Raw genomic sequence first — 26120 nt, 5'->3', positions numbered from 1 at the left:
ACGACACATGCGCCGGCGACCTGATCGGATGCAAACCCGCGTCCGGGGGGCTACAACCGATTCATGGAGCGGCGATCCCGGGGTGAGGCATCCTCCGACAACACCAACACCGGTGAGACCCCTGACAACACCAACTCCGGCAAGAACACGCTCGGGACCATCACCAAGAAGCTCCCCCGCCGATGACCGCGCAGCATCCGCAGGAGCACGACCCGGCGCGGGACCCGGCGGCTCGGGACGACAGGCGTGACCGGCAGTGACCGAGCCCCTGTTCGGGATCGACCGCCCGCCGACGATCCTCGCCCCCGGCGCCGTGCACGTGCCGGGGTGGATGGACCGCGCGCAGCAGGAGTACCTGCTGCGGGCCTGCGTGGACTGGGCCGCCGTGCGCGAACCGCGCTCGATCGTGCTGCCCGGCGGGGGGCGGATGTCGGTGCGGACGCTCAGCCTGGGTCGGTTCTGGAAGCCGTACGAGTACGACGACGACGAGGTGGTCCCACCGCTACCGGACTGGCTGGTCCGGGCGGCGCGGGCCGGGCTCGAGGCCGCGGCGGCGGTCGATCCGCTGGTCAGCGCCGATCGCACCAGCACTGATCACAGCAGTGCCGATCACACCAGCGCTGATCACACCAGCGCCGACTACACCCCTGATGCCGCGCTCGTGAACCTCTACGGCCACGGCGCCACGATGGGCCTGCACCAGGACCGCGACGAGGCCGTCTCCGCGCCGGTCGTCTCGCTGAGCCTGGGAGATGCCTGCACCTTCCGCTTCGGTACCCCCGAACACCGCGGCCGCCCGTACACCGACGTGCGCCTCGAGTCGGGCGACCTGGTGGTCTTTGGCGGCCCGTCGCGGATGGCGTTCCACGGGGTGCCCAAGGTCTTCGACGGGTCTGCCCCCGATTGGTGCGCGGACGTGGTCGGCGGCCCGCCCGGCCGGGTCAACCTCACGCTGCGTGTGACCCGCCCGCCTACCCACCCGCCTACGCTGGGCGGATGACTTCAGGGCAGAACCCGTCCGCCGGCACGAGCCGGACAATTTTGTTGGTGGCTCTCGTCGCCCTTCTCGCGGTGGTCGCCGCGGTCGTGACGGTGCTCGTCTCCTCGGCGACGTACAGCCCCGGTGTCCGCACCCTGTCCCCTAAGACCCAGGTGGCGGCTGGTACCGATCTCGTCGATCCCTACGCCGGACTGGTCGTCCGCGTCCCCGAGGGATGGCGGGCCGAGTCGGGTGATCTGGTGTTCGGCACCACCGTGCTGACCCCCGTGGAGGCAGTGGAGGAAGCGGAGGCCGAGGAGGCGGCGGCTGACCGTTCGGACGGTGTCGTGCTGGTGGGCCAACTCACGGACGAGCTGTTCGATCTGCGCAACCCGGACAACCAGCAGGCGGCGTTCGCGTTGGCAAGCGGGATGGGACAGATCCTCCTCCCTGTTCCGGGGCGGCCGTCCGATGAGTCGATGGAGCCGATCTCCACCCGCGTGGGCGACGGCTGGGCCGTGTCGTTCCGGGTGCTCCCCGCGGTCCAGCAGGGCCTCATCGGCCCGGAGGGTGCGCTGGTGTACTCCGCGGTCGTAGGTGAGGGCGCGCAACGCTACTGGCTCACCTACATCGGACTCCCGGGCGACGGCACCGTCTCCTCGCCCCACGCCGATTGGGCGGACGAGATCGTCGAACGACTGCGCCCCGCCGAGGCGTCATACGCACCGCTCGGGCCGGGCGAGGAGCCGGTGTAGGCCAACCGGAACCGGGGGCGCGCGCCGATCAGGGCCGCATCCGCCGGAATGACACCACGTGCCGACCTCCGGCCACTCCCTCGCGGGGCGCGCACACCATCTCGACCTGCTTGCGGGCCTGCTCGCGCACGGGGGTCCCGGGGTCGAGGACCGAGAGGTACTCCTTGTGCTCGGCCAGCGCGTCGACCGCCGGCTCGACAAAGCCCTCGACGTCCACGACGTGGGTGGGCTCGACGGCGGACTCGAACCACAACTGCGGACGCCCCTCGGCCGCGTCCACGCCGACCGCGGCCACCAGGTCGTCGTAGGCCGCGCCCACGGCCGCGCCGAACTCCATGTGGTCGCTCTGGTTGGGGGCGCCGGGAGCCCACTCGGGGCCCGAGTAGAGCGAGATCACGACGTCCGGGCGGTGGCGGCGGATCGAATCGGCGATCGCGTCGCGCAGCTCCGCGTTGTTGACGATCCGGCTGTCCGGGAAGCCGAGGAACTCCACCTCGTCCACGCCGACGATCGCCGACGACCGGCGCTGCTCCTCCTCGCGCACCGGCCCCGCGAGCGCCGGGGGCATCCCCTCGATCCCTGCCTCACCACTGGAGGCCAGGACGTAGACGACGTGCCGACCCTCCGCGGTCCAGCGGGCCACGGCCGCGGACATGCCGTACTCGGGGTCGTCGGGATGGGCGACCAGGACGAGGCAGCGGGTCCAGTCGGTGGGGAACCACTCGGGCTGGGTGGTGGGCTCGGGCTGCGTAGTGGGCTCGGGCCGCGCGGCGCTCTGGTCTGCGTTCTCGGGCTGATCCACGGAATCCGTCATGTCTCGAGTATGGCCCCGGCCGCCACCGCTCGCTGGCTGTCCGGCGCTCCGGCCGACGTAGGCTGGTGCGACATCTCGTCGTCGTCGTCCCCTCCTGGAGGCCCCCGTTGTCCGCACTCTTCCCTGACTACCGCCCCTCCTGGGAGACCGACGACCACCGGTTGCTCCGCGAGCACGCCCGCGCGTTCTTCGCCAAGGAGATGACACCCAATCAGGAGAAGTGGTCCCAGCAGAAGTTCGTGGACCGCGAGACCTGGGTGCGCACCGGCGAGGCCGGGCTGATCTGCCTGGACGTGCCGGAGGAGTTCGGCGGCCAGGGTGGCGACCCGGCCATGGAATACCTGGTCACCGAGGAGCTCGTCTACTCCGGGGACACCGCCTTCGGCATGGGCGTCGGCTCCACCATCACCCCGCACTATGTGGCCAACTACGCCACCGACGAGCAGAAGCGCGCCTGGCTGCCCAAGATCTGCTCGGGCGAGTGGATCGCCGCGATCGCCATGACCGAGCCCGGCGCCGGCTCCGACCTGCAGGGTGTGCGCACCACCGCGCGCCGCGACGGCGACCACTACGTCCTCAACGGTTCCAAGACCTTCATCTCCAACGGCGGCTCGGCCGACTTCGTGGTGGTGGCGGCCAAGACCGACCTCGACGCCGGCCACAAGGGCATGGCGCTGTTCGCCGTGGAGGCCTCGACCCCCGGCTTCGAGCGCGGCCGGGTGCTGGAGAAGATGGGCCGCCACGGCGCCGACACCGCCGAGCTGTTCTTCAACGACATGCGCGTCCCCGCCGCCAACCTCCTGGGCGGCGAGGAGGGTCAGGGCTTCTACCAGCTCATGAACCAGCTCCCGCGCGAGCGCCTGGCGATCGCCGTGGACGCCCTCGCGATGGCCGAGGCCGCCGTGGTGGAGACCCTCGCCTACGTCCGCGAGCGGCAGGCCTTTGGCAAGCCGATCCTGGACTTCCAGAACACCCGCTTCGAGCTGGCGCACAGCAAGACCCAGGTCATGGCCACCCGCACGTTCATCGACCACTGCATCGCCCGCGAGATCGCCGGCGAGCTCGACGCCGTCACCGCGTCGATGGCCAAGCTGCAGGCCACCGACATGCTCGACGACGTGGTGGACCGCTGCCTGCAGCTCTTCGGTGGCTACGGCTACATGATGGAGTACCCCATCGCGCAGAAGTTCGCCGCCGCCCGCGTCATGCGGATCTACGGCGGCACCAACGAGATCATGAAGGAGGTCATCGGCCGGGCGCTGTGACGCCGGATCCGCGCCCGCCGACGCGATAAACCCTGCGGTGCGGGAGGCCATGGCGGAGGAGGGCGCCGGGCAGGGCGTCGAGTCGGTCAGGCCGATCCTCGACGAGATCAGGCGCCGCGTGCTGGGACTGCTCGAGGAGCTAGGGGTGCAGCCGGTCTAGCGTCCGCGCAACAGGTCGGTGAGCTGGCGGACGGTCGGCACCTTCCCGCCGAGGACCAGTTCGTCGTCCACCACCAACCCCGGCGTCCGCATGAGCCCGTAACCGGCGATCTCGCCGACGTCGGTGACCTCGATTATCTCGGCGTCCTCGCCGAGTCCGGCCAGCGCCTCCCGGGTGCGGGTGACGAGGGTGTGGCAGTTGCGGCAACCGGGGCCGAGCACCTTGACGATCATGGTTCCTCCAATTGGGTGGTTTCAGGTGTGTGGGTGGGTCCGGCGTGTGGGTGGTTCAGGCGACGAGGTTGAACAGCAGGCCGATCGCGAGGATGCCCACGGTCACGACGCCGAAGAACAGCGCGAGCAGCGGCGGCTTCATCGCCCGCCTGAGCATGATCGCCTGGGGTATGGACAGTGCGATCGAACTCATGATGAACGCCATGACGGTCCCCAGGCTCATGCCCTTGGCCCACAGCGCCTCGGCGATCGGCACGACCCCGGCGCCGTTGACGTAGAGCGGCACCCCGGCGAGGGTGGCCACGACCACGGCCAGCGGATTGTCCGGGCCAGCCCAGCGGAGGAAGAAGTCCGCCGGGACCCAGCCGTGGATCGCGGCCCCGATTCCGACACCCACCACCACCCAGATCCAGACGCCCCGGAAGATGTCCCGGGATTCGCCGAGGGCGGCGTCGACCCGCTCGCGGAGGGTGGGCACGTGGCCGTCCGCGCGGAGTGCGGCCACCCGGGTGGTGAAGACGACGTCGTCGACCCACTTCTCCAGCCGGAACCGGGACAGCACCCATCCTGCGATGAAGGCGATGGCGGCGCCGCTGAGAACGTAGGCGGCGGCGATGTGCCAGCCGAACAGATCGCCGATCATGATGGCCGCGATCTCGCTGATGAGCGGCGAGGCGATGAGGAAGGTTAGGGTCACCGACAGTGGGATGCCGGCGGCGACGAAACCGATGAACAGCGGGATCGAGCTGCACGAGCAGAACGGGGTCACCACGCCCAGCACGATCGCGAGAGCGAGGCCGACGAACAGCCCCCGTCCCGCGAGCCAATCCCGGGCGCGGTCGAGATCGAGGCTCGCGCGCAGCATGCCCACCAGGAACATCAGGCCCAGGAGCAGGAGGAAGATCTTGACGGTGTCGTAGAGGAAGAATTGCACGGCCCCGACCGCCCGGTCGCCCAGGTCCAGACCGAGCCAGCCGACGGCGGCGTCCCAGAACCATTCGTTGGCGATCCACAGTGCGACCCAGGCCGCCGCGGCGAGCGCGAGCAGCCCCACGAGTCGACGATGGTCGCGGTCGCCGGCATCGGTGTCGGAACCGGGCGAGCCGGTTGCGGGAGCGGACGGGGTGCTCATGCCTCGCCTGTAGAATTAGCATCGACGAGTGTCTATAGGATCTGCTCAGAGGGTATCGAAAGGGGGTGCTGTGGTGGGAGAGGTGGTGTTCAGGGACGTCGTGGTGATCGGCGGCGGCCAGTCGGGACTGGCCGCTGGCTTCTACCTGGCGCGCGCCGGCGCGGACTTCGAGATCCTCGACGCCTCGACCGGTCCCGGCGGCGCCTGGCCGCACACCTGGCCGTCGCTCCGGCTGTTCTCACCAGCCGAGTTCTCCTCGCTGCCGGGCCGCCGCATGCCCCGGGCGGACGGCGGCAACCCCGACGCCCAGCACGTCGTGGAGTATCTGCGGAGCTACGAGGAGCACTACGGCCTCCCGGTCCGGCGCGGGGTCCGCATCACCAGCGTCGACAGGGTTGAGGGCGGAGTTGAGGGCGGAGTTGAGGGCGGGGCCTTCCTCGTGCGCTCCGCGGACGGGCGCAGGTGGCGCTGCCGGGTGGTGATCAGCGCGACCGGTACGTGGTCCCGGCCGTTCGTCCCCTTCTATCCGGGTGCTGCAGGGTTCCGGGGCGAGCAGCTCCACAGCGCCGCCTACCGGGGCCCCGGGTCCTTCGCCGGCCGCCGGGTCGTGGTGGTGGGCGGGGCCAACTCGGGTGCCCAGATCGCCGCCGAGCTCGCCGGGCGGTTGAACACCGATGGCGGCGACCTGCTCTGGTGTACCTCCGGTCCGCCGAGGTATCTGCCCGATGACGTCGACGGCCGCGAGCTGTTCCGGGTCGCCAGCGCCGCGGTACGTGGCGGGGGTGGACGCGGTGTGGCCGCGCTCGGCGACATCGTCGTCGTCCCCCCGGTCCTGGCGGCACGCGAGGCGGGCCTACTGGAAGCGACGCCGATGTTCGACCGGTTCGGAGCCGACGGGGTGAGCTGGGACGACGGCCGGCACGAGCGGGTCGACGCGGTGATCTGGTGCACCGGGTTCCGGCCGGCGCTCGGGCACCTGGCCGGGCTCCACCTCTCCCGCGCGAACGGTCGGGTCGTGGCGGACGGGCCCAGAGTCCCCGGCGTACCCGGGCTCTACCTGCTCGGATACGGGGACTGGTGCGGTGCGGCGTCGGCGACCCTCGTCGGTGTCGGGCAGTGGGCGAAGGCGGCTGTGGCCGGCGCGATCGGCGGGAGCGGAGTTGTGCGCGGCTGAAATCGGTCCGTGACGGACCAACGGGCTACGGTGTCTCCGCGCGCCTCCGCCCGAGCGGGGCCCTGATCCCGACAGCGAGTAGACCATGGCAGCCGAGTTCCCGACCGGAGTGGTGGCGTCCTTCCGCGCCGCGTTCTCGTCCCCGGCCCGGCTGCGCACCGAGGTCCTGGCGGGCCTGGTGGTGGCGCTGGCGCTCATCCCGGAGGCGCTCTCGTTCTCTATCCTGGCGGGCGTTGACCCGCGCGTCGGGCTATTCGCGGCCGTCACCATGGCCGTGACCATCGCCTTCACCGGGGGCCGCCCCGCGATGATCTCCGCCGCGACTGGTGCAGTCGCACTGGTGATTGCCCCGGTCATGGCCAGCCACGGACTCGACTACCTCATCGCCACCGTCCTGCTCGCGGGCGTGCTGCAGATCCTGCTGAGCGTGGCCGGGGTGGCCAGGCTGATGCGGTTCATTCCCCGCTCGGTGATGATCGGCTTCGTCAACTCCCTGGCGATCCTGGTCTTTCTGGCCCAGATCCCGCACCTGGTGGGCGTGCCGTGGCTGGTCTATCCGCTGGTGGCGGCAGGGATCGCCATCATGGTCGGGTTCCCGCGTCTGACCACCGTGCTCCCGGCACCGCTCGTCGCGATCGTCGCGATCACCGTGGTCGTGCTCGCAGTCGGTTGGTCCGTGCCCGACGTGGCGGGACAGGGCGAGCTGCCGACCACGTTGCCGTCGTTGCTCTTCCCTGACGTGCCCCTCACGCTGGACACCCTCCGCATCATCGCGCCGTTCGCACTGGCGATGGCGCTGGTCGGGCTCATGGAGTCGTTGATGACGGCGAAGCTGGTCGACGACATCACCGAGACCCACTCCGACAAGACCCGCGAGGGCTGGGGTCAGGGCGTGGCCAACCTCGTGACCGGCTTCTTCGGCGGGATGGGCGGCTGCGCGATGATCGGGCAGACGATGATGAACGTCAAGGAGTCGGGCGCCCGCACGCGGCTGTCCACACTCCTCGCCGGCGTGTTCCTGCTGGTCCTCGTCGTCGTCCTGGGTGACATCGTGGGCCTCATCCCCATGGCCGCGCTGGTCGCGGTGATGGTCATGGTGTCGGTCGGCACGCTGGACTGGCACTCGATCCACCCGCGCACCCTGCGCCTGATGCCGCTGTCGGAGACGCTGGTCATGCTGGTCACCGTCGTGGCGACGGTATGGACCAGCAACCTGGCGATCGGCGTCATCCTGGGCGTACTCACCGCGATGGTGATGTTCGCCCGACGCGTCGCGCGGATGACGACGGTGGAGAAGGTCGCCGAGCTCGACACCGACGACGACGGCGAGGTGGACACCCGCACCTACCGTGTCACCGGCGAACTGTTCTGGGCGTCGAGCAACGATCTGGTCTACCAGTTCGACTACGCGGGCGACCCGGAGCACGTCGTGCTGGACCTCACCGACGCCGACATCTGGGATGCCTCCACCGTCGCGACCCTCGACGCCGTCCAGCAGAAGTATGCGGCCAAGGGCAAGACGCTGACGGTGATCGGCCTCGACGGCGCGAGCCAGGAGCGCCTGGACAAGCTGTCGGGGAAGTTGGGAACGGGGTTCTGACGGCGCGTCAGTCGCGGATGAGGCCGCGGACGTCCACGATGTCGCGGATCTGGGCAAAGGCCTCCGGCACAATGCTGTAGTGCGCCATCCGGCCGCGCTGCTCGCGGACGACGAGCCCGGCTTCGACCAACTTCTTCATGTGGTGGCTGACAGTCGGCTGGGTGATGCCGAGTGGCTCGGTCAGGGTGCAGACGCAGACGTTGTCGCAGTCCGCCGCCGCGATGTGAGAGAGCAGGCGCAGGCGCATCGGGTCGGCCAGTGCCTTGAACCGGGCGGCTGCAGCCTCCGCCTCCGCTTGATCGAGAGGCCCGTTCGAGCCGGCAATGCAGCAGGGTTCGGCGGGCTCGATCAAGGTCATGAGACCAGGCTACTCGGACGTCTCAGCGAGAGGGGACGGCCGCGGATTGACCCTTGTATGTTCGAATGTGTATGCGTATCATAGAACACAGGTTCGATACGGTTTGGATGCGGTGCAACACCGGGGGGTGGGGGCATGAGCGATACGGCAGGCGGTGGCGGGCGGGCGATGGGTAGTCCGAGGCCGACGTGTCCCGAGGTGACTCCGGAGCGAGTGGGTGGTCCTGAGCCGACCAATGGACACATTGACGATTGTCGATGCATTCAATAGGGTCGTGTTCCATGAGCACACAGGCCTCGGCCCCCGCAGGACCCACTGCGACCGCTGACTCCGGCACACCCGTCGCCGCAAAGATGTCCTTCCTCGACCGGTACCTCGCCGTCTGGATCCTCGTGGCGATGGCGGTCGGACTGCTGCTGGGGCGCTTCGTCCCCGGCATCGCCGACGCCCTCGACACCGTGAAGGTGGTTGACGTCTCTCTGCCCATCGCGTTCGGCCTGCTCGTCATGATGTACCCGGTCCTCGCGAAGGTCCGCTACAACGAGACCCACCGCGTCACCCGCGACCGCAAGCTCCTCGGGCTATCCCTCGTTCTCAACTGGATCGTCGGGCCCGCGCTGATGTTCACGCTGGCGTGGCTCATGCTCCCGGACCTCCCCGAGTACCGCACCGGCCTCATCGTGGTGGGCTTGGCCCGCTGTATCGCCATGGTCTTCGTCTGGAACGACCTCGCGTGCGGGGATCGGGAGGTCGCGGCGGTACTCGTGGCGATCAACTCGGTGTTCCAGGTCATCGCGTTCGCCGGCCTCGGCTGGTTCTACCTCCAGGTCCTGCCCGGTTGGTTGGGTCTCGAGACCACGAGCGCGGACTTCTCGGTATGGGCCATCGTGCTGAGCGTGCTGGTGTTTCTCGGGATCCCCCTGCTGGCGGGCTTCCTCACCCGGCACTTCGGCGAGAAGGCCAAGGGGCGCGATTGGTACGAGGAGACCTTCCTGCCCAGGATCGGTCCGTGGGCCCTCTACGGTCTGTTGTTCACCATCGTCGTCCTTTTCGCGTTCCAGGGTGACGCCATCATCGAGCGACCTCTCGACGTGGCCCGCATCGCGCTGCCTCTGCTCGCCTACTTCGTCCTGATGTTCGGCGGGAGCCTGCTCGCCGCACGGGCGACCGGCCTGAACTACGCCAAGTCCACGGCGGTCGCGTTCACCGCCGCGGGCAACAACTTCGAGCTCGCCATCGCGGTGAGTATCGGAACCTGGGGAGTGGCGTCCGGTCAAGCACTGGCGGGGGTCGTCGGGCCGCTCATCGAGGTCCCCGTGCTGATCGCCCTGGTGTACGTGAGTCTGTTTGCGGGTAAGCGCCTGTTCAAGGGGGACCCCACGGTTCCCAACGCGATCCGCGAGGACGTCGCTGCCGCCAGTCGCGCAACGGGAGAGGGCCACCGATGACCCCCGCCGCTCAGGCCTCCCGGCCCACTGTCCTGTTTGTCTGCAAGTCCAATCGCGGCAAGTCCCAGATGGCGGAGGCGCTGCTGCGCCACCTCGCCGGGGATGCGGTGGAGGTCTTCTCCGCCGGCACGCAGCCGGCGTTCGGGAAGGGGCCCAACGACGAGTCGGTGGCCGCGCTCGCCGAGATCGGCGCCGACATGTCCGGCGGTACCGCCGCGGCGGTGGACGACGACGTGCTGCGACGGGCAGATCGTGTCGTCGTCCTGGGCACGGCAGCGCAGCTCGAGCCCGTTCCCGGGATGCGTGCGCCCATCGAGGTGTGGGAGACCGACGAGCCGAGCGAGCGGGGGATCGACGGAGCCGCGCGGATGGCACTCATCCGCGACGACATCGCCACCCGCGTTCGGGATTTGTGGGTCGCGCTGTCCGCCGCACCGGGCGACCCAGCTCAGTAACCGGTGTAGCGCTCCGGCTCATCCCCGAAGGTGAAGCCGCGGCCCGAGGTCTGCTCTGGGGTGATCTCGACGAAGTTGTACTTGAGCGTGGGAATCCACGGCTTGAGGTCGAGCTCCTCCGCGGCGTTGATCTCCGAGAAGGAATCGAGGCGTCGGGCGGTCCCGCGCACGACGATCGACCAGGCCGAGTCGTCCTCGATGTGATCCACCTGGAACAGCACGTCCGGCTGAATGGTGATGTCGGCCAGCTTGGTGCCCTCGGCTGTACGGAAGTACAGCTTGCCCTCGGGAGAGAGCGCGTAATTGACGGGGAAGATCTCCGCAAGTCCCTGGGAGACGGTGACCAGGCGGCCGAGCGACTCGGTCGCGAGCAGCTCCAGGGAACGGGATTCGTCGAAATCGATGATCGGGTTGTCGTCCATGTACAGATCCTGCCACTCGGACTCCTCGCGCGGGTGACGGTCGAGTTACGTCGTGGCGGCACGTGGTGACGGACCTCACTCCAGCGCGTCCACCAGCGGACTCATCGGGTTTTAAGGTAACGATCTGACCATGGGAGATGCAGCAACTGCTCGTCCTCACTACGGTGGGAACTGACTATGAACCCAGGAGAACGAGAAGCACCCCGTAACCCTGATTCGTCCGACGCGGTTTTTCGTCCGCCCACCGCGGCTGACGGAAATCGCATGTGGGAGATCGCCCGCGATAGCGGAGTCCTGGATCTCAACTCCTCATACGCCTACGTGTTGTGGGGAGCGGAGTTCTCGGAGAGCTCGGTCGTCGTGGAGACCGAGGGCCGCGTCGTCGGCTTCGTCACCGGATTCCTCCGCCCCTCCGAGCCGGACACGATCTTCGTGTGGCAGGTGGGCGTGGACGCGGATCAGCGCGGAAAGGGTCTTGCCGCGCGATTGCTCCACCACCTCATGGACAGGCTCGCCGAGCGCGGGGTGGTCCGCCTGCGCACCACCATCAGCCCGGACAACGAGGCCTCCCAGCGCACGTTCGGTGCCGTCGCACGCGATCGGGGGATGACGTTGACGAGTGAGGACTACCTCGGTTCCGAATTGCTCGGTGAAGGGCACGAACCCGAAGACCTCTACACCATTTCCTGAGGGCACCCGGGCCGCAGGGCCCGCCCTGACGCACCATAATTGTTCATTGGAGTGATCACGACCATGACCGAAACCACCAACGATCCCAACCTGGACACCTCGATCTTCACTGATCGCGAGTCCGAGGTCCGCAGCTACTCCCGCAACTGGCCGGTGGTCTTCGACACCGCCAAGGGAGCGAAGCTGACGACCGTAGACGGTGACGAGTACCTCGACTTCTTCGGTGGCGCGGGTGCCCTCAACTACGGCCACAACGACGACGACATGAAGGCCGCGCTGCTCGAATACATCGAGCGAGACGGCATCACCCACTCGCTCGACAAGTACACCGTTGCCAAGCGGGCGTTCCTGCAGACGTTCACGACGAACATCCTCGAGCCGCGCGGGCTGGACTACAAGGTCATGTTCCCCGGCCCGACCGGGACCAACGCGGTGGAAGCGGCGCTCAAGCTCGCGCGCAAGGTCACCGGACGCGAAGCCATCGTCAACTTCACCAACTCCTTCCACGGCATGACCCTCGGGTCGCTGTCGGTGACCGGTAACTCGATGAAGCGCGCCGGCGCAGGCATCCCCCTTGTGCACGCCACACCGATGCCCTACGACAACTACTTCGGCGGGGTGACCGAGGACTTCCAGTGGATGGAGCGCGTGCTCGGCGACTCCGGATCCGGGATGAACCGTCCCGCCGCCGTGATCGTCGAGTGCGTCCAGGGCGAAGGCGGAATCAACGCCGCGCGCGCCGAATGGCTCAAGGCTCTCGAAGACCTGTGCAGGCGCCATGAGATCCTGCTCATCGTCGACGACGTGCAGATGGGCTGCGGCCGGACCGGCGAGTTCTTCTCGTTCGAGGTCGCCGGCATCAAGCCCGACATCGTCACGCTGTCCAAGTCCATTGGCGGCTACGGCCTGCCGTTGGCGATCACCTTGTTCAACCGCGAGCTCGACGAGTGGACCCCGGGCGAGCACAACGGCACATTCCGCGGGAACAACATGGCCTTCGTCACCGCCGAGGTCGCACTGCGCAAGTTCTGGTCGGACGACACCCTCCAGAACCGCACCCTGGAGAACGGCCGCATCCTGCGCGAGCGCTTCTCGCCGCTGGTCTACAAGTACCAGGACAAGCTCGAGCTGCGTGGCCGCGGAATGGCCTTCGGCATCGCCTTCACGGAGAAGCCGGAGCTCGCCCAGCAGGTCATGGCCCGCTGCTTCGATCACAGGATGTTGGTGGAGACCGCCGGACCGAGCGACGAGGTCGTCAAGTTCCTCGCCCCGCTGACTCTCACCGACGACGAGCGCGATCGCGGCATCGAGATCTGTTACGAGGCCGTCGACCACGTCCTGGCCGCCCAGTACGCCTGAGAACCACCACGCCTGAGAACCAGTACGCCTGAGAACCGAATCAACGAGGGAGAACTGCATGATCGTCCGTTCCACCGCAGAGATCACCGGCACTGACCGCGACATCAAGGGCAACAACGGTAACTGGGTGTCCAAGCGCATCGTCCTGGCCGACGACCGCGTCGGATTCTCGTTCCACGAGACCACCATCGCCGCTGGCACGACCAACGACTTCCACTACGCCAACCACGTGGAGGCCGTGTGGCTGACCCGTGGCAAGGGAACGCTCCGCGACCTCACCAACGGCGTCGACTACCCGCTCGAAGCCGGCTCCATGTACCTGCTCAACGGTCACGAGAAGCACCAGGTGATCGTCGAGGAGGAGATGAGCATGCTGTGCGTCTTCAACCCGCCGGTCGTCGGCGAGGAGAACCACGACGAGGACGGCATCTACCCGCTCCTGCGGCTGCAGGACGACGGCACGGTCGTCCGCGAGAAGTAGACCGAAGAAAGTAGACCGCTGGCCTAAGCACCCACGCGGTACCTACGCGGCACCCACGCCCTCCCCGGTCGAGTTCGCTCACGCTGAGCGAATTCGACCGGGGAGTCGCGCGTTGTGGGGCAGGATCACTACCCATGCCCTCGCCCGACCACCGTCCCGTCGCCATCATCGGGGCCGGGCCGTCCGGCCTGGCCGCCGCTCGCAATCTCGACCGCCGCGGCATCGCCTGGGTGGGCTTCGACCTCGCCCACGACGTGGGTGGATTGTGGAACATCAATTCCCCGCGCAGCACGGTCTACTCCTCGGCCCACCTCATCTCCTCGGCCCGGACCACCGAGTTCACCGAGTACCCGATGCCCGCCGACACCCCGGACTACCCGGATCACCGCCGGCTGCTGGCCTACTTCCGTGACTTCGCCGATCACTTCGGCCTGCGCGAGCGGTTCCGCTTCGGAACCGAGGTGGTGCGGGCGGAACCGCTGGGGGAGGAGCCTGACTCCGGCTGGCGACTGACCGTGCGCCCCACCGGTTCTGGAGACGACGACGAGGTCGGCCCCGACGAGGTGGTTGACGCGGGCGAGTTCTCGGCGCTGGTGATCGCGAACGGCACCCTCTCGGAGCCCAACATCCCGGAGTTCGCGGGGGAGTTCAGCGGCGAGGTCCGCCACACCAGCCGCTACAAGTACCCGCGGGAGCTCGCCGGAAAGCGGGTCCTGGTGGTGGGCGGCGGCAACTCAGGCTGCGACATCGCCGTCGACGCCGTCCACCACGCCGAGTCGGTCGACATCAGCGTGCGGCGCGGGTACCACTTCGTGCCCAAGTACCTCTTTGGCAAGCCCGCCGACACGCTCAACACGGGCCGGCCGCTGCCCGCCCGGATCAAACAGGCCGTCGACAGCCGGGTGGTGAAGCTGTTCACCGGGGACCCGACCCGGTTCGGCTTCCCCGCGCCCGACCACAAGATTTACGAGTCCCACCCCGTCGTCAATTCGCTGATCCTCCAGCACGTGGGGCACGGCGACATCGGGGTGCGCGGCGACATCGAACGATTCGACGGACGCACCGTGCACTTCAAGGCCGGCAGCACGGGGGAGAGGAGCACGGGTGAGAGGAGCACAGGGGAGTACGACCTGATCATGCTCGCCACGGGGTACCTGCTGCACTACCCGTTCCTGGAGCGGCGTCACCTCGACTGGGCGGACGGGCAGGCCGCGCCCGATCTGTACCTCAACATCTTCCCGTCGCGGCGCGACGACCTCGCGGTCCTGGGGATGCTCGAGGCGTCCGGCATCGGCTGGCAGGGCCGGTACGAGCAGGCCGATCTGTTGGCGCGCTATCTCGCGGCCAGGCGCGACCCGAGCGCCGTCGGGCGCACAGCGGCCGAGGCGGTCGACCGGGGGCGTCGGGGTCCGCGGCCTGATCTGACCGGCGGCTACCGCTACCTCGGCCTGGACCGGATGGCCTACTACGTCAACAAGACCGCCTACCGGGACGCGGTGACCGCGCTGATCGCGGACATGGACAGGGCCATCGACAGAGACATGAGAGCAGCGCTGGCGCAGACGGCACAGACGGCGCAGACGCAGGGGGCCCGCTCGTGAACGTCGACGACGTCCGGATCGCGTTCGATTCCGGCTCCCTCACCACTCTCAAGATCGTCCTGGGGCTGATCCTGTTCGGGATCGCCATGGACACCAGGCTCGAGGACTTCCGGCTCGCGCTGCGCAAGCCCAAGGCGTTCGCGGTGGCGATCATCGCGCAGTTCGCACTGCTGCCGGCGCTGACCTTCGGGCTGACGCTGCTGCTCGGTGTGCAGGGGTCAGTCGCGCTGGGCATGATCCTGGTGGCGTGCTGCCCGCCGGGCAACGTCTCCAACATCCTCACCCACCGGGCGCGCGGGGACGTGGCGCTCTCGGTGTCCATGACGGCGGTGGGCAACGTCCTGGCGATCGCCATGCTGCCGCTGAACTTCTCGTTCTGGGGGCACCTGCACCCGACGGGACGCGACTACTTCAACGAGATCAGCGTGGCGCCGTGGGACATGCTCAGCGAGGTTCTGCTGGTCATCGCGTTGCCCTTTGCGCTGGGCGTCGCCGTCTCCCACCTGCTTCCCACCGTGGCGGCCCGCACTCATCGCGTGGTCGGGATCCTGTCCTTCGTCGCGCTGGGTGGCATCATCCTGGTCGCGGTGGCCAACAACTGGAACCTGTTCGTCGCCTACATCGGCGTCGTGGCGGTGGCGGTGCTACTGCACGACGCGCTCGCGCTGGGGCTCGGCTACGGCATCGCGCGCGGGTTCAGGCTCGACGTGCCAGCCCGTAAGGCCATGACCTTCGAGGTCGGGATCCGCAACGCCGGTCTGGGATTGCTGTTCGTGTTCGCCTTCTTCGACGGGCTCGGCGGCATGGCCCTCGTGGCGGCGTGGTGGGGAGTGTGGGACATCATCGCCGGGCTCGTCGTGGCCGTGGTGTGGTCGCGGCGGACCAGGTCGGCGGCGCCCGAGCCCGGTCCCGCGGATGAGCAGGGCGAGCAGGACGAGCAGAAGGTGGGCACGGCATGAGCCAGCACGGCATGAGCCAGCACCGCATGACCCAGCACGGACTGAGGGTTCTGGTCACCGGCGGCAGCGGATTCCTCGGCACCGGGGTGGTGGCCGGTCTGGCAGCCGCCGGGCACGAGGTCACGAGCGGGGACCTGCGGGTACCCGGGGTCGTCCCCGAGGAGGTGGCCGTCGCGGTCGGTCAGGACTCGCCCGTGCGGCCCGTGCGCCACGTGAAGCTCGACGTCACCGATGCCGCAGCGGTCCGTGAGGCGGTCGCCGGCCACGACGCGGTAGTGCACCTGGCCTCCGTCGTGGACCCGGACGGGATGGGGCGCGACGCCGCCTACCGGGTGGACGTGGACGGCTCCCGTCACGTCCTCGACGCCTGTATAGAGCACGGAGTGCGCAGGCTGATCGTGTCCTCCTCGGGCGCCGCGTACGGCTACCACGCCGACAACCCCGTGCCGATCACCGAGGACTGGCAGGTACGGGGTACGACCGCGTTCGCGTACAGCCACCACAAGGCGCTGGTCGAGCGGATGCTCGCCGGCGCCCGGCGTGACCACCCGGGCCTCGAGCAGGTGGTCCTGCGGATCGGCACGATCCTCGGCGACGCCGTGGACAATCAGATCACCGCGCTGTTCCACCGGCCCCGGTTGCTCGCGATCCGGGGCGCGGACTCCCCGTTCGTCTTCATCTGGGACACCGACCTCGTGGAGATCGTCGTGCGCGCAGTGGAGGCAGCGCCGCCGGGGATCTACAACGTGGCCGGCACCGGCACCCTGACCATCGGGCAGATCGCGGAGCGCTTGGGCAAGCGGACGCTCGCCATTCCGGAGGTCGTGCTCAAGGCCGTGCTCACCGTGGGCAGCGCGCTACGCGCCACCCGCTACGGGCCGGAGCAGACCGGTTTCCTGCGTTATCGCCCGGTCCTGGACAACACGCGTCTGCGCGAGGTCTTCGGCTACTCACCCGAGCTGACCAGCGCGCAGGCCTTCGACCGCTGGCTGGCCGGCCACCCCGACGCGCGGGCCACCTGACTGCCGCCCGGCTTGCGCTGCCCGTCTGCTCGCTGTCACCCGAGTCGCGCGGTGTGTTCGGTCCATTCCGGCAGCGCACCCCACGATCAGTCAGCGGGAAGGGCAGACTGTCCGGGTGTCCACGATCGTGTTCCTCCACGCCCACCCCGACGACGAGACCTCTCAGACCGCCGGGATGATGGCCCTCGCCTCACGCGGCGGCCACCGCGTCGTCACCGTGTTCGCCACCGACGGCAACCACGGTGAGCGGCCCGACCACCTCGGGCCCGACGGTGACCTGGTCGAACACCGGCGTGGGGAGGCCCGGTCCGCCGCGGAGGTCCTGGGCGTGGCGCGCATCGACTGGTTGGGTTACCGCGACTCCGGCATGACCGGCTGGGCGCAGAACAACGACCCGCTGTGCCTGCACCGGGCGGACATCGACGAGGCGGCCGCGCGGCTGGCACGGATCCTCGACCGCGAGGACGCGGGCGTTCTGGTGGGCTACGACCATCACGGCAACTACGGTCACCCCGATCACATCGCGGTGCACCGGATCGCCCGCCGGGCGATCGAGCTCTCGGCCCGCCGGCCCCGGCTGCTGGAGGCCACGACCAACCAGGACGTGCAGCGCGAGTTGCTCAGCAGCCCCGCGGCGGCGGAGTTTTTGCGGACACTGGCCGCCGGTGGCGCCGATGTGGACGAGCTGCAGCAGATGATCCTCACCGGCGACGACGGTCTGCCGGTCGGCGTCCCGCAGTCGGAGATCGCGTGGGCGATCGAGCTGCCCGCGGACGTGATCGACCTCAAGCGCCGCGCGATGCAGTGTCACGCCAGCCAGACCAGCGACATCGGGATGATGCTGTCCCTGCCGCTGGACGTCTACGCGATGATGTTCGGGACGGAGTACCTGATCGAGCCCGGGCTCGATGGGACACCGGCCGAGGAGCCGATGCGCAGCGGGTGGCCGTTCTAGGGCATGTCGAGCGCGCGGACCCAGTCGCCGTGGCCGTGCGCGGTCGCCAGGGGGCGACCGTTGACGGCGACGACAAAGATGCCCTTGTGGCGCCGTATCGACTCGGGGACCTGCTCGGCGACATCGGGCAGTAGGGTCACTCCCTCGACGGAGATCCACACACAGTCCAGCTCGGTGACCCGGCGGACGAACTCGGCGCGAGCCGGTGGCTCGAGGTACCCGAGCACTGCCGTGTGGAACACCACGGGGGTTGATCCCGCAGGACACGCGGCCACGGACTCCTCCAACCTCTCCACCAGGTCGCCCGCGAGGACCTGCGGCGGGTCGGCCGCGGCGATGTCGAGCGCGGCGTCCAGACGGGGCACGCGCTCGGCCTGCTGTCCGGGCCAGATCAGGCTGCGCAGCCAGGCGCGCGAGTCGGCGTCGGCGGGATCGATGGGGGACAGGTCCACCCCGCCTCGGTGCACGACGTCCGGCAGGGCGCGCGGGCGGGGGACACCGTCGCGGAGGTCGCAGTCGAGGATCGGGATACCGCCGCCCGAGCCCGAGCTCAACGCTGCCCCCGAACCCGCCGGCCGGAGGTCGACCGCCTCGCCGCCGTCCAGGGTGTAGCGGTAGGCGTACCGGTCCGGGTACAGACACAGCCCGGCAGAGGTGCCCATCTCGACCAGCGAGAGCGGACCGGGCAGCAGGGACAGGAACGGCAGGAGCACTGCGCAGCGCTTGGCCTCGTTGGTCTGCGTCGAGTGAGTAAGCGCGATCTGTTCGATCTCGGACCAGTGGGCGTGGACGAACTCGCGGAACTGCGAGTAGTCCTCGGTCTCGGGTGCACCGGCGTGCCGGGCCGAGGCGAAGACCAGTGCGGGCTGTCGCTTGATCCGGGGCAGCCGCTCGATGAGGGCGCACGTCTCCGGGTCCTGGGAGATGCCCCGGGCCCATGACAGGTAGACGGGGGTCCGGCTGCGGACCTCGAATTCGGCGAAGTCGGAGTATCGGGTGGGGACGTCGTCGACGTGCGCGGAGTCCATGTGCCCAGGGTGACACATCGGTCGGGGTGGATCACGTGGAACCCGGACCCGGTCAGGCGGGAGGGCTAGCCTGGGCGCGCCCGATCGAGTATGTTGGTGATGCATCAACCAACTGGCGCGCCGACGATCCCAGGAGACCCCATGGCAGAGAGCACCGATTTCATCGCAGCCAAGAACGCCTCGACAGATGGTGAGTTCGTCCGCGACGCCACCTACATCAACGACCGCGTGGTGGCGGACCTCCCGCCGGGTTCGGACCCCGTGGGCGAGAAGATCGGCGAGATGCGCTGGCCCGTCGAGGCCGGTCGCTACCGGCTCATCGCCGCCCGCGCCTGCCCCTGGGCCAGCCGCACGATCATCGTCCGCCGCCTCATGGGCCTGGAGGACGCCATCTCCATGGGGCTGGCCGGCCCGACTCACGACATCAATTCCTGGACCTTCGACCTCGACCCGGACGGACGCGACCCGGTCACCGGGATGCAGCGCCTCCAGGAGGCCTACTTCAACCGGATCCCCGACTACCCGCGCGGCATCACGGTCCCGGCGCTCGTCGACCTGCCCACCAGGTCGGTCGTGACCAACGCGTATCAGAAGCTCAACTTCGACCTGCTCACGGAGTGGTCCGCGTTCCACCGCGAGGGTGCCCCGGACCTGTACCCGGCCGAGCATCGCGACGAGATCGACGAGCTGGACTCCTGGATCTATCCGACCGTCAACAACGGCGTGTACCGCAGCGGCTTCGCGGCAGACCAGGGCGCGTATGAGAAGGCCTACGACGAGCTGTGGGAGTCGCTGGACCGGCTCGAGGAGCGCCTGACCACGCGTCGCTACCTCGTCGGGGACACCATCACCGCCGCCGATATCCGCCTGTTCACCACACTGGTGCGCTTCGACGCGGTCTACCACGGCCACTTCAAGGCCAACCGCAGCAAGATCACCGAGATGCCCGCCCTCTGGGGATACCTGCGCGACCTGTTCCAGACGCCCGGTTTCGGCGACACCTGCGACTTCCCGCAGATCAAGGAGCATTACTACGACGTCCACCGCGACGTGAACCCCACGGGCATCGTGCCCAAGGGGCCGGCCCTGGCGGGCCTCCTCTCCCCGCATCACCGCGAGGAACTGGGCGGCCGTCCGTTCGGTGACGGCACCGCCCCGGGCCCCATCGAGGACCCGGCCGAGCAGGTCCCGCGGGGGCACGGAGCGGTCTAGATCCGGAAGTTAGGCCTAGACTGGCTCGTTGTGAACCCGGCCCCCCCCGAACTCGGTCGCTACCGCAGAGGCGCCCGGCAGTTCGTCATGTTCGGGATCGTCGGCGGTTCCGGGATGGTCGTGAACATGATCGTCACCATCCTGATGAACAAATCCAACGGCGGTACCCAGAACGCACAGGACATCTTGTTCCCGATCGGCGGGACGGAGTTCAACTTCCGCTTCACCACCCTGGTGTGGATCGTCGCCTTCCTGGTGGCGAACGTCTACAACTTCATGCTCAACAGGCACTGGACGTTCGGCAAGGGGCACAAGGCCCCGGTGTGGCAGGAGTTCTGGCCTTTCCTGGTGGTGGGATCGGTGGCCGCGGCCGCGGGGATCTTCATCAAGCTGGCCTTCACCAACCCCACCTCGCCGCTCTATCTGCCGGGGCCGTGGTGGCATGAGGATGCGGGGATCCACTCCCGCGAGTACTGGAGCCAGCTGCTGACGATCCTGATCACGATGCCGATCAACTTCGTCGTCAACAAGCTCTGGACGTTCCGCGCCGTCCGGCACCGTCACCACGCGCGCGCCACCGCGGACGCGGCGGGTTCGGGCTCGGCGGAACCAAGCACCGCGGCTTCGAATTCACCGGTATCAAACTCGGCGGTCTCGGACTCGGTGGTCTAGGGGCCGGCCATGGAGTCCTCCCCGCTGCTCCTGTGGTTCGACCTGGTGGGCGTGTTCTTCTTCGCACTGTCCGGCTGCCTCCTGGCCGCCCGCAAGAACATAGACATCACCGGCGGTCTGGTCCTGGGCCTGCTGGCGGGTCTCGGCGGTGGCATCATCCGCGACGTGATGCTGGGGGCCACGCCGCTCGCGTTTGTGAAACCGGTCCTGCTGGTGCCACCGTTCGTCGCGTCCGCGGTGGTCTACCTGCTCGGCGCGCACCTTCACCGGGTCCGCACGCTGATCATCGTCTTCGACGCCGCCGGGCTCGGACTGTTCTGCACCTTCGGCACCGCCCGGGCCCTGGACCACGGCATGCCAGTGGCCTCGGCGCTGCTCCTCGGCGTGGTGACGGCGGTGGGCGGCGGACTCCTGCGCGACGTGGTCGCCAACGAGATCCCGGCCGTGTTCAGCGGCTCCGACCTCTACATCATCCCGGCCGCCACCGGAGCGGCGCTCACCGCGCTGGCCGTGGCCTCCGGCACCTGGGGCCCGATCGCCGCAGTGGTGTTGTCCGCGTTCGCGTTCGGGTTCCGGATGGTCGCGTGGCGTCTGCAGTGGCGCGTCCCGGGGCCGATGCGCGGGTGGAACATCAAAGGGATCGACACCCGCCTACGGCGCGACCGTGCGGTGTTCGGCGGACCGGACCGGATGGAGGGCGACGACGACGAGGACGATCAGGACGACGCCGTGGACGACAACCGGGATCGCCCACCGAGCCCACGCCGGTAAGGTTTGCCGACGTGCAGTATTACCTGAGCCTGCTGGGATTCGCGGCGATCGATTCGGTCAACCTCCTGGCCTTCGCCGTGATCGCTGGGCTCTGGCTGGCCTCCGCCGGCCGCGGGACGCCGTTCGCCCCCAGAGCGGCGCGGTTCACCGGCGGCGCGTTCTGCGGGATCATCCTGCTCTCGCTGGTCTCGGTATGGGTGATCGGCAACAACCAGGAGTTCGTCCGCAGCCTGTTCGACGCGCTCTGGGCGATGGTGATCCTGGGCGTCGTGGGTCTGGGGATCACCGTGATGGGACTGCGCAGGCCAGCCGAGGCAAGAGAAGAGAACCTTGAGGCGCCGCTGACCCAGAACGTGCTGCAGAAGTTCGGGATCATGGCCACGGGCGTCTCGCTCGGCGTGATCCAGTCCGCGACCTCCGCGCCGTTCGCCGCCGGCATGGTGCTGATCTCCTTCGCCGAAGAGCCCTGGATCTCCAAACTTCTGCAGATCGTGTTCTTCGCGATCATCGCGATCCTGCCGAGCGCCGGGTTGATCATCGCGCTGTCCCGGGTGAACTCGTCCGGGATCGGCGCCGCGACCCGCAGGATCGACCACTTCCTCTCCTACGGCCGCGTGGCCGGACGGATCCTCACTCTCGTGGTGGGCGTCGCGCTCGTCGTCCTGGCCGCAGTCCGGATCGTGCAGCTCACCGGGGTGCTGTCGTAGCCGGATCCTAGGGTGACGGCGACCGCCGGATCGGGTGGTCGGACGAACATCAGGGGGAACAATGTCGGAGAACACACTGCCCGAGAACACACTGCCCGAGAACGTACTGCCGGAGAATCAGCCTGCGCAGAGCAGGACCGAGCTCGACAACACCGAGCTCACCAGAACCGAACTCGCCAGAACCGAACTCGCCAGAACCGAACTCAGCGGCACAGATCAGGCCGGCGGCGCGGTGCTGTGCGAGGACGGGAAGAAGAGACCACCGTGGGCCGCTCGGGACCCGTTGCTGCGGGAGTATTACGACACCGAGTGGGGGATGCCGGTGCACGACGAGGCCGGCCTCTTCGAGCGACTCGTCTTGGAGGGCTTCCAGTCCGGCCTGAGCTGGCTGACGATTCTGCGTAAGCGCCCGGCGTTCCGCGAGGCGTTCGCCGGGTTCTCACCCGACGCGGTCGCAGAATTCGGTGACGTGGACGTCGCCCGACTCATGGCCGATGCCCGCATCGTGCGCAATCAGCGCAAGATCGACGCGGCCATCGCCAATGCCCGGGCGGTGGTGGCGCTGCGTTCCGAGGGCGGGCTGGGGGAGCTGATCTGGTCATATCGGCCCGAGCAGACCCCGGAGCCGCGGACCCTGGCCGAGGTGCCGAGCCGTTCCCCGGAGTCAGTGGCTCTGGCCAAGGAGCTCAAACGACGGGGCTTCAGCTTTGTGGGGCCGGTGACGGTGTTCGCCCTGATGGAAGCCATCGGGGTGGTGGACACGCACCTGGTCGACTCGCACCGGCGCGGCAGCTCGGGCGTGTGGACCCACGAGGGAGCGGCCTGAGTCACCCCGGCAGCGCGGGTAGGCCCGGGTGACGCGGGAGTCCGGGGGAGAGGCCCGCGAGCGATCCGGCTCCCTCGACCTGTCCGGCGACCTCCCCGGCGGGCGTTACGTTCGCACAGTCCGGGATCCCGCGCAGGGTGGCCACCCGGGCCAGGGAGCGGTCCAGGTCCTGCTTGTCCAGAGCGCCGTCGGCGAGGGCCTTTTCGACGGCGTCGAGCGCGGCGGGGATGCCGGCGGTGGTCGTCCACAGCGGGGAGTCGGCGCCCGCGACGAGAGATTCGGCTACCGCCTGAGGTAGCGGGAAGTCGTTCGTCACGGCTCGCATCCCCGACAGGTCGTCGGTGAAGATTACGCCGTCGAAGGGCGGGGCGCCGTACCCGTGGCCCTCGCGCAGCAGCCGGTACGCGGCGGGGGACAGGGACGCCGGCCGGTTCACGCCGGTGAGGCCCGGTACCTGCGGGTGTCCGAGCATCATCGCCGCGCCGGGGGTCTCGGCGAGCTCGGAGAAGGGTCGCAGGTCGTGCAGCACGAGCTGGTCCAGCGGGGGCACCGTCACCGATTGGTGGTGGCTGTCCCCGGAGGACCGGCCGTGGCCGGGGAAGTGTTTGAACACCGGGGTCACCCCGGCGTCGAGCAGGCCGGTCGCGAACGCGCGCGCGTAGTGGACCACGCGGGCGGGATCGGGGGAGAAGGAACGGTCGCCGATCACCGCCTCGTCGGGCTGGTCGGACACGTCTACCGACGGCGCGAAGTCCACGGTCACCCCCATCTCACGGAGGAACTCGCCGCGGGCCCGGGCCGCCGATCGGACTTCCTCGGGGCTCATGGTCGCGGCCATGACCCGGGCCGATGGCAGCGGCCCCGCGAACGGGGCGATCCGGGACACGCGACCGCCCTCTTCGTCGATAGCCACCAGGAGCGGCAGCGGGGTGTCGTGTAGCAGCCGCTTGAGCCCGTCCCCAGAAACCGCCTCCCGCACCACGCCGCCGCCGAGGAAGATCCCGCCGATGTTGTGCTCGTCCACCGCTCGGCGGGCGTCCGCCATCGAGCTCACGCCCACGGTGAACAGCTGGGCGATCCGCTCGCGCTGGGTGAGCGAGTCCAACGGCGACTCGCACAACGGCGAGACAGGCTGGGCCGTCAGGGGTTCCGCAGCGGCGGGGGCGGATGTCGCGGGGGAGGATGCCCCGACCGGAGTGGCCGCGCGGTCGGCCCCGCGGTCGTCGCCTTGGTCCGCGCCGCATCCGGCCACCACGAGTGCGGCGACCAGGACGGAGACCGTCAACGGACGCCGGTGGGTGAGGGGCACGTCCTCAAATGTAGCTTCAGGGCAACCGCGGGCCGTGGACCGAGTTCATCTGCGGCCCACCCACCGATGCGGTCACCCCTCTACCCGCGGTGCGTCCGGGCGTACCGTCGCAGACATGACCGAGCGCACGCCACACTCCCGCCAGTCCCGGCCCAGCCGGCCACACGCCCGCTTGCTCCCGGCTGACCTGCGCAGGCCCGTCGTCGGCGCCCCGATGGCCGGTGGGCCCACCACCCCGGAACTGATCGCGGCGGTCGGCGAGACGGGCGGTCTGGGGATGATCGGCTCGGGCTACCTCGACGCCGCGGCCACCCGTGAGGAAATCGCCCGGGTCCGGGCGCTCACGGACGCGCCGTTCGGCGTCAACGTCTTCCTGCTGGACCGGACCGACTCCGAGGCTGCGCTGGCGGCGGCGGGCGGATCGGAGGCCGTTGGACGCTTCGCGGCCGCGATCGCCCCGGTCGCCGACCGGCTGGGGATCGCGCTCGACCAGAACCCCGCGTTCACCGACTTCGACCAGGACGCCACCCTGGCCGCGCTGGTCGACGATCCCGTCGCGGTGGTCTCGTTCACCTTCGGGATCCCCGGACGGGATGTGGTCAGGGCGTTGCAGGAGGCGGGTTCGGCTGTCGTCGTCACCGTCGCCACGGTCCGGGACGCCCATCGAGCGGTCGACGCGGGCGCCGACTGGCTCTCGGTCCAGTCCGCGGAGGCCGGCGGTCACCGCTCCACCACGACGGTCGGTGAGCAGCCGGATGACGTCACCACCGTGGACCTCGTGCGCGCCGTCCGCGAGGCGCTGCCGGGCGTGCCATTTGTCGCCGCCGGTGGGATCAGCACCCCGGAGGGCGTAGCCGCGGTCCTGGAGGCAGGCGCGGACGGCGTCCAGGTGGGCACGGTGCTGCTGCGCACCCCGGAGGCGGGCACGAGTGCACTCCACCGGGCCGCACTGGCCGATCCTCGCTTCACCGAGTCGCGGCCGACTCGGTGCTACACCGGCCGCTACGCCCGCTCGCTGGTCAACGAGTTCGTGGCGGAGTTCGACGCGCTCGCGCCGCCCGCCTACCCGCACCTGCACATCCTCACCGGGCCGATGCGCAAGGCCGCCGCGCAGGTGGGGGACGTCGAGGTCCCGCCACTGTGGGCCGGCTCCGGGTGGCGGGCGGCTGGCGCCCACGCCGATCGGCCGGCCGCGGAGATCGTCGCAGAGCTATGGGACCGCGGGACGGTAAAGGGCTAACCCGCCCGTCGCTCGGCCTCGGCGGCGATGTCGGCCAGGTCCTGCTCCATGGTCTTGCGGGTCGACTTCTCGGCGACCCCACCCATCAGCGCCATGACGACGCGCGAGATCGCCGGCGCATGGGCGGTCTCGGCGCCGAACCGCATCCGGAGAGTAGAGCCGGAGCCGTCGGCATCAGGGGTCACGGTGAACACCGTCTTGTACTCGGTCCCGCCGCTCTCGGCGACGATCGTGGTCGAGTGCGGGGGCTCGGCGGCCTGCACCATCATCTCCTCGCGGGCTTTCATCCCGAACATCTTCCGCGTCTCCTTCCAGCGGAAACCGGGTTGGTACGGGCCGGGGGTGAGGATCTCCACGGCCAGGACCCCGCTGAGGGTCTCGTGTGCGGCCGGGATGTCGGTGAGCACGGCCCAGACGGAGTCGGGGTCCGCGGCGACGTGGCGGGACAGGTCGAGCTGCATGGCCCCGAGCCTATCGACTGGCGGCCCCCGGC

At 69.2% G+C, this 26120-nt stretch carries 31 protein-coding genes; 22 read left to right on the top strand and 9 right to left on the bottom strand.

Annotated elements, in window-relative coordinates:
- The first annotated feature begins 63 nt into the window (after nucleotides 1-63).
- From R4P08_RS00665 to R4P08_RS00655, 3 genes are all read left to right on the top strand, one after another.
- Entirely contained in the window at nucleotides 64-186 is a 123-nt protein-coding gene (locus R4P08_RS00665; RefSeq protein WP_317811822.1) for a hypothetical protein, read from the top strand.
- A gap of 70 nt (nucleotides 187-256) precedes the next feature.
- Nucleotides 257-1000, top strand: coding sequence for an alpha-ketoglutarate-dependent dioxygenase AlkB (locus tag R4P08_RS00660; RefSeq protein WP_317811821.1), 744 nt, complete (start codon nucleotides 257-259; stop codon nucleotides 998-1000).
- Nucleotides 997-1734: an APA family fibronectin-binding glycoprotein gene (locus R4P08_RS00655; protein WP_317811820.1), complete on the top strand. Its 738-nt coding sequence runs from the start codon at nucleotides 997-999 to the stop codon at nucleotides 1732-1734. Before R4P08_RS00660 ends, R4P08_RS00655 begins: the two co-directional genes overlap by 4 nt.
- Before the next feature lie 28 nt (nucleotides 1735-1762).
- On the opposite strand, the gene R4P08_RS00650 is transcribed toward R4P08_RS00655, so the two are convergent.
- Nucleotides 1763-2548, bottom strand: coding sequence for a PIG-L family deacetylase (locus R4P08_RS00650; RefSeq protein ID WP_317811819.1), 786 nt, complete (start codon nucleotides 2546-2548; stop codon nucleotides 1763-1765).
- A 107-nt stretch (nucleotides 2549-2655) separates the two neighbouring features.
- Between R4P08_RS00650 and R4P08_RS00645 the strand changes: the two genes are divergently transcribed.
- Nucleotides 2656-3813, top strand: a complete 1158-nt coding sequence (locus tag R4P08_RS00645) for an acyl-CoA dehydrogenase family protein (RefSeq protein WP_317811818.1) — start codon at nucleotides 2656-2658, stop codon at nucleotides 3811-3813.
- A gap of 37 nt (nucleotides 3814-3850) precedes the next feature.
- The gene (locus R4P08_RS00640; protein WP_411741132.1) at nucleotides 3851-3973 is read left to right on the top strand and encodes a hypothetical protein; all 123 of its coding nucleotides are present in this window, start codon (nucleotides 3851-3853) and stop codon (nucleotides 3971-3973) included.
- Here the strand turns inward: R4P08_RS00640 and R4P08_RS00635 are convergent.
- Nucleotides 3970-4206 carry a thioredoxin family protein gene (locus tag R4P08_RS00635; protein ID WP_317811817.1) on the bottom strand — a complete coding sequence of 79 codons (237 nt, stop codon included), beginning with the start codon at nucleotides 4204-4206 and terminating at the stop codon, nucleotides 3970-3972. The genes R4P08_RS00640 and R4P08_RS00635 overlap by 4 nt on opposite strands.
- A gap of 55 nt (nucleotides 4207-4261) precedes the next feature.
- Nucleotides 4262-5338: a permease gene (locus R4P08_RS00630; RefSeq protein ID WP_317811816.1), complete on the bottom strand. Its 1077-nt coding sequence runs from the start codon at nucleotides 5336-5338 to the stop codon at nucleotides 4262-4264.
- A gap of 70 nt (nucleotides 5339-5408) precedes the next feature.
- Here R4P08_RS00630 and R4P08_RS00625 point away from each other — a divergent pair, with 70 nt between their 5' ends.
- Nucleotides 5409-6512 (top strand): ArsO family NAD(P)H-dependent flavin-containing monooxygenase, encoded by a 1104-nt coding sequence (locus tag R4P08_RS00625; RefSeq protein WP_317811815.1) that lies wholly within the window; start codon nucleotides 5409-5411, stop codon nucleotides 6510-6512.
- A gap of 85 nt (nucleotides 6513-6597) precedes the next feature.
- The gene (locus R4P08_RS00620; protein ID WP_317811814.1) at nucleotides 6598-8112 is read left to right on the top strand and encodes a SulP family inorganic anion transporter; all 1515 of its coding nucleotides are present in this window, start codon (nucleotides 6598-6600) and stop codon (nucleotides 8110-8112) included.
- Nucleotides 8113-8119: 7 nt separating this feature from the next.
- Here R4P08_RS00620 and R4P08_RS00615 read toward each other — a convergent pair whose 3' ends face one another.
- A complete protein-coding gene (locus R4P08_RS00615; RefSeq protein WP_317811813.1) occupies nucleotides 8120-8470 on the bottom strand; it encodes a metalloregulator ArsR/SmtB family transcription factor in 351 nt (116 codons plus the stop codon).
- Nucleotides 8471-8751: 281 nt separating this feature from the next.
- Between R4P08_RS00615 and arsB the strand changes: the two genes are divergently transcribed.
- Complete coding sequence (gene arsB / locus R4P08_RS00610; RefSeq protein WP_411741131.1) at nucleotides 8752-9918, top strand: ACR3 family arsenite efflux transporter; 1167 nt, start codon at nucleotides 8752-8754, stop codon at nucleotides 9916-9918.
- Nucleotides 9915-10373 carry a low molecular weight phosphatase family protein gene (locus R4P08_RS00605; protein WP_317811812.1) on the top strand — a complete coding sequence of 153 codons (459 nt, stop codon included), beginning with the start codon at nucleotides 9915-9917 and terminating at the stop codon, nucleotides 10371-10373. Before arsB ends, R4P08_RS00605 begins: the two co-directional genes overlap by 4 nt.
- On the opposite strand, the gene R4P08_RS00600 is transcribed toward R4P08_RS00605, so the two are convergent.
- Nucleotides 10367-10795, bottom strand: coding sequence for a pyridoxamine 5'-phosphate oxidase family protein (locus R4P08_RS00600; protein WP_317811811.1), 429 nt, complete (start codon nucleotides 10793-10795; stop codon nucleotides 10367-10369). The two genes, R4P08_RS00605 and R4P08_RS00600, sit on opposite strands and share 7 nt — an antisense overlap.
- 177 nt (nucleotides 10796-10972) lie before the next feature.
- Between R4P08_RS00600 and ectA the strand changes: the two genes are divergently transcribed.
- From ectA to R4P08_RS00565, 7 genes are all read left to right on the top strand, one after another.
- Nucleotides 10973-11485: a diaminobutyrate acetyltransferase gene (gene ectA / locus R4P08_RS00595; protein WP_317811810.1), complete on the top strand. Its 513-nt coding sequence runs from the start codon at nucleotides 10973-10975 to the stop codon at nucleotides 11483-11485.
- Nucleotides 11486-11548: 63 nt separating this feature from the next.
- Complete coding sequence (gene ectB, locus R4P08_RS00590) at nucleotides 11549-12844, top strand: diaminobutyrate--2-oxoglutarate transaminase (RefSeq protein ID WP_317811809.1); 1296 nt, start codon at nucleotides 11549-11551, stop codon at nucleotides 12842-12844.
- 58 nt (nucleotides 12845-12902) lie between these two features.
- Nucleotides 12903-13325, top strand: a complete 423-nt coding sequence (locus R4P08_RS00585) for an ectoine synthase (protein ID WP_317811808.1) — start codon at nucleotides 12903-12905, stop codon at nucleotides 13323-13325.
- Nucleotides 13326-13459: 134 nt separating this feature from the next.
- Nucleotides 13460-14926, top strand: coding sequence for an NAD(P)/FAD-dependent oxidoreductase (locus R4P08_RS00580; protein WP_317811807.1), 1467 nt, complete (start codon nucleotides 13460-13462; stop codon nucleotides 14924-14926).
- Entirely contained in the window at nucleotides 14923-15885 is a 963-nt protein-coding gene (locus R4P08_RS00575) for a bile acid:sodium symporter family protein (protein ID WP_317811806.1), read from the top strand. The genes R4P08_RS00580 and R4P08_RS00575 overlap by 4 nt, the downstream gene beginning before the upstream one ends.
- Nucleotides 15882-16907 carry an NAD-dependent epimerase/dehydratase family protein gene (locus tag R4P08_RS00570; RefSeq protein ID WP_317811805.1) on the top strand — a complete coding sequence of 342 codons (1026 nt, stop codon included), beginning with the start codon at nucleotides 15882-15884 and terminating at the stop codon, nucleotides 16905-16907. Before R4P08_RS00575 ends, R4P08_RS00570 begins: the two co-directional genes overlap by 4 nt.
- Nucleotides 16908-17022: 115 nt before the next feature.
- Nucleotides 17023-17862, top strand: coding sequence for a PIG-L deacetylase family protein (locus R4P08_RS00565; RefSeq protein ID WP_317811804.1), 840 nt, complete (start codon nucleotides 17023-17025; stop codon nucleotides 17860-17862).
- Here R4P08_RS00565 and R4P08_RS00560 read toward each other — a convergent pair.
- Nucleotides 17859-18890, bottom strand: a complete 1032-nt coding sequence (locus R4P08_RS00560; RefSeq protein WP_317811803.1) for a DUF2332 domain-containing protein — start codon at nucleotides 18888-18890, stop codon at nucleotides 17859-17861. The genes R4P08_RS00565 and R4P08_RS00560 overlap by 4 nt on opposite strands.
- A gap of 141 nt (nucleotides 18891-19031) precedes the next feature.
- On the opposite strand from R4P08_RS00560, the gene R4P08_RS00555 reads away from it, so the two are divergent.
- The 5 genes from R4P08_RS00555 to R4P08_RS00535 all read left to right on the top strand — a co-directional run bounded on the left by R4P08_RS00555 (nucleotide 19032) and on the right by R4P08_RS00535 (nucleotide 23078).
- On the top strand, nucleotides 19032-20102 hold the full coding sequence (locus R4P08_RS00555) for a glutathione S-transferase family protein (RefSeq protein WP_317811802.1): 1071 nt from the start codon (nucleotides 19032-19034) through the stop codon (nucleotides 20100-20102).
- Between the two features lie 30 nt (nucleotides 20103-20132).
- On the top strand, nucleotides 20133-20774 hold the full coding sequence (locus R4P08_RS00550) for a GtrA family protein (protein ID WP_317811801.1): 642 nt from the start codon (nucleotides 20133-20135) through the stop codon (nucleotides 20772-20774).
- A 9-nt stretch (nucleotides 20775-20783) separates the two neighbouring features.
- Nucleotides 20784-21545 (top strand): trimeric intracellular cation channel family protein, encoded by a 762-nt coding sequence (locus tag R4P08_RS00545; protein WP_317811800.1) that lies wholly within the window; start codon nucleotides 20784-20786, stop codon nucleotides 21543-21545.
- An 11-nt stretch (nucleotides 21546-21556) separates the two neighbouring features.
- Complete coding sequence (locus tag R4P08_RS00540; protein WP_317811799.1) at nucleotides 21557-22252, top strand: hypothetical protein; 696 nt, start codon at nucleotides 21557-21559, stop codon at nucleotides 22250-22252.
- Nucleotides 22253-22313: 61 nt separating this feature from the next.
- Complete coding sequence (locus R4P08_RS00535) at nucleotides 22314-23078, top strand: DNA-3-methyladenine glycosylase I (protein WP_317811798.1); 765 nt, start codon at nucleotides 22314-22316, stop codon at nucleotides 23076-23078.
- Nucleotide 23079: 1 nt separating this feature from the next.
- Here the strand turns inward: R4P08_RS00535 and R4P08_RS00530 are convergent, their stop codons facing one another.
- Nucleotides 23080-24387 (bottom strand): glycoside hydrolase family 3 N-terminal domain-containing protein, encoded by a 1308-nt coding sequence (locus R4P08_RS00530; RefSeq protein WP_317811797.1) that lies wholly within the window; start codon nucleotides 24385-24387, stop codon nucleotides 23080-23082.
- Nucleotides 24360-24455 (bottom strand): zf-HC2 domain-containing protein, encoded by a 96-nt coding sequence (locus R4P08_RS18515; protein WP_411741140.1) that lies wholly within the window; start codon nucleotides 24453-24455, stop codon nucleotides 24360-24362. Before R4P08_RS18515 ends, R4P08_RS00530 begins: the two co-directional genes overlap by 28 nt.
- A 47-nt stretch (nucleotides 24456-24502) precedes the next feature.
- On the opposite strand from R4P08_RS18515, the gene R4P08_RS00525 reads away from it, so the two are divergent.
- Nucleotides 24503-25627 (top strand): nitronate monooxygenase family protein, encoded by a 1125-nt coding sequence (locus R4P08_RS00525; RefSeq protein WP_317811796.1) that lies wholly within the window; start codon nucleotides 24503-24505, stop codon nucleotides 25625-25627.
- Here the strand turns inward: R4P08_RS00525 and R4P08_RS00520 are convergent.
- On the bottom strand, nucleotides 25624-26088 hold the full coding sequence (locus R4P08_RS00520; RefSeq protein WP_317811795.1) for an SRPBCC family protein: 465 nt from the start codon (nucleotides 26086-26088) through the stop codon (nucleotides 25624-25626). The genes R4P08_RS00525 and R4P08_RS00520 overlap by 4 nt on opposite strands.
- Between the last annotated feature and the right edge of the window lie 32 nt (nucleotides 26089-26120).

It is taken from the genome of Rhodococcus sp. IEGM 1408 (genome assembly GCF_033142235.1).
Classification (GTDB): domain Bacteria; phylum Actinomycetota; class Actinomycetes; order Mycobacteriales; family Mycobacteriaceae; genus Dietzia.
Note: the sequence above shows the minus strand (reverse complement) of the source record. Positions and strands in the feature narration are given on the sequence as shown.

Bases quoted from the DNA above. Each gene is read 5' to 3' on its own strand.
- R4P08_RS00665 (WP_317811822.1), top strand. From the start codon at position 64: ATGGAGCGGCGATCCCGGGGTGAGGCATCCTCCGACAACACCAACACC.
- R4P08_RS00655 (WP_317811820.1), top strand. From the start codon at position 997: ATGACTTCAGGGCAGAACCCGTCCGCCGGCACGAGCCGGACAATTTTG.
- R4P08_RS00650 (WP_317811819.1), bottom strand. From the start codon at position 2,548: ATGACGGATTCCGTGGATCAGCCCGAGAACGCAGACCAGAGCGCCGCG.
- R4P08_RS00635 (WP_317811817.1), bottom strand. From the start codon at position 4,206: ATGATCGTCAAGGTGCTCGGCCCCGGTTGCCGCAACTGCCACACCCTC.
- R4P08_RS00630 (WP_317811816.1), bottom strand. From the start codon at position 5,338: ATGAGCACCCCGTCCGCTCCCGCAACCGGCTCGCCCGGTTCCGACACC.
- R4P08_RS00620 (WP_317811814.1), top strand. From the start codon at position 6,598: ATGGCAGCCGAGTTCCCGACCGGAGTGGTGGCGTCCTTCCGCGCCGCG.
- R4P08_RS00615 (WP_317811813.1), bottom strand. From the start codon at position 8,470: ATGACCTTGATCGAGCCCGCCGAACCCTGCTGCATTGCCGGCTCGAAC.
- arsB (WP_411741131.1), top strand. From the start codon at position 8,752: ATGAGCACACAGGCCTCGGCCCCCGCAGGACCCACTGCGACCGCTGAC.
- R4P08_RS00605 (WP_317811812.1), top strand. From the start codon at position 9,915: ATGACCCCCGCCGCTCAGGCCTCCCGGCCCACTGTCCTGTTTGTCTGC.
- R4P08_RS00600 (WP_317811811.1), bottom strand. From the start codon at position 10,795: ATGGACGACAACCCGATCATCGATTTCGACGAATCCCGTTCCCTGGAG.
- ectA (WP_317811810.1), top strand. From the start codon at position 10,973: ATGAACCCAGGAGAACGAGAAGCACCCCGTAACCCTGATTCGTCCGAC.
- ectB (WP_317811809.1), top strand. From the start codon at position 11,549: ATGACCGAAACCACCAACGATCCCAACCTGGACACCTCGATCTTCACT.
- R4P08_RS00585 (WP_317811808.1), top strand. From the start codon at position 12,903: ATGATCGTCCGTTCCACCGCAGAGATCACCGGCACTGACCGCGACATC.
- R4P08_RS00580 (WP_317811807.1), top strand. From the start codon at position 13,460: ATGCCCTCGCCCGACCACCGTCCCGTCGCCATCATCGGGGCCGGGCCG.
- R4P08_RS00570 (WP_317811805.1), top strand. From the start codon at position 15,882: ATGAGCCAGCACGGCATGAGCCAGCACCGCATGACCCAGCACGGACTG.
- R4P08_RS00560 (WP_317811803.1), bottom strand. From the start codon at position 18,890: ATGGACTCCGCGCACGTCGACGACGTCCCCACCCGATACTCCGACTTC.
- R4P08_RS00555 (WP_317811802.1), top strand. From the start codon at position 19,032: ATGGCAGAGAGCACCGATTTCATCGCAGCCAAGAACGCCTCGACAGAT.
- R4P08_RS00545 (WP_317811800.1), top strand. From the start codon at position 20,784: ATGGAGTCCTCCCCGCTGCTCCTGTGGTTCGACCTGGTGGGCGTGTTC.
- R4P08_RS00535 (WP_317811798.1), top strand. From the start codon at position 22,314: ATGTCGGAGAACACACTGCCCGAGAACACACTGCCCGAGAACGTACTG.
- R4P08_RS00525 (WP_317811796.1), top strand. From the start codon at position 24,503: ATGACCGAGCGCACGCCACACTCCCGCCAGTCCCGGCCCAGCCGGCCA.
- R4P08_RS00520 (WP_317811795.1), bottom strand. From the start codon at position 26,088: ATGCAGCTCGACCTGTCCCGCCACGTCGCCGCGGACCCCGACTCCGTC.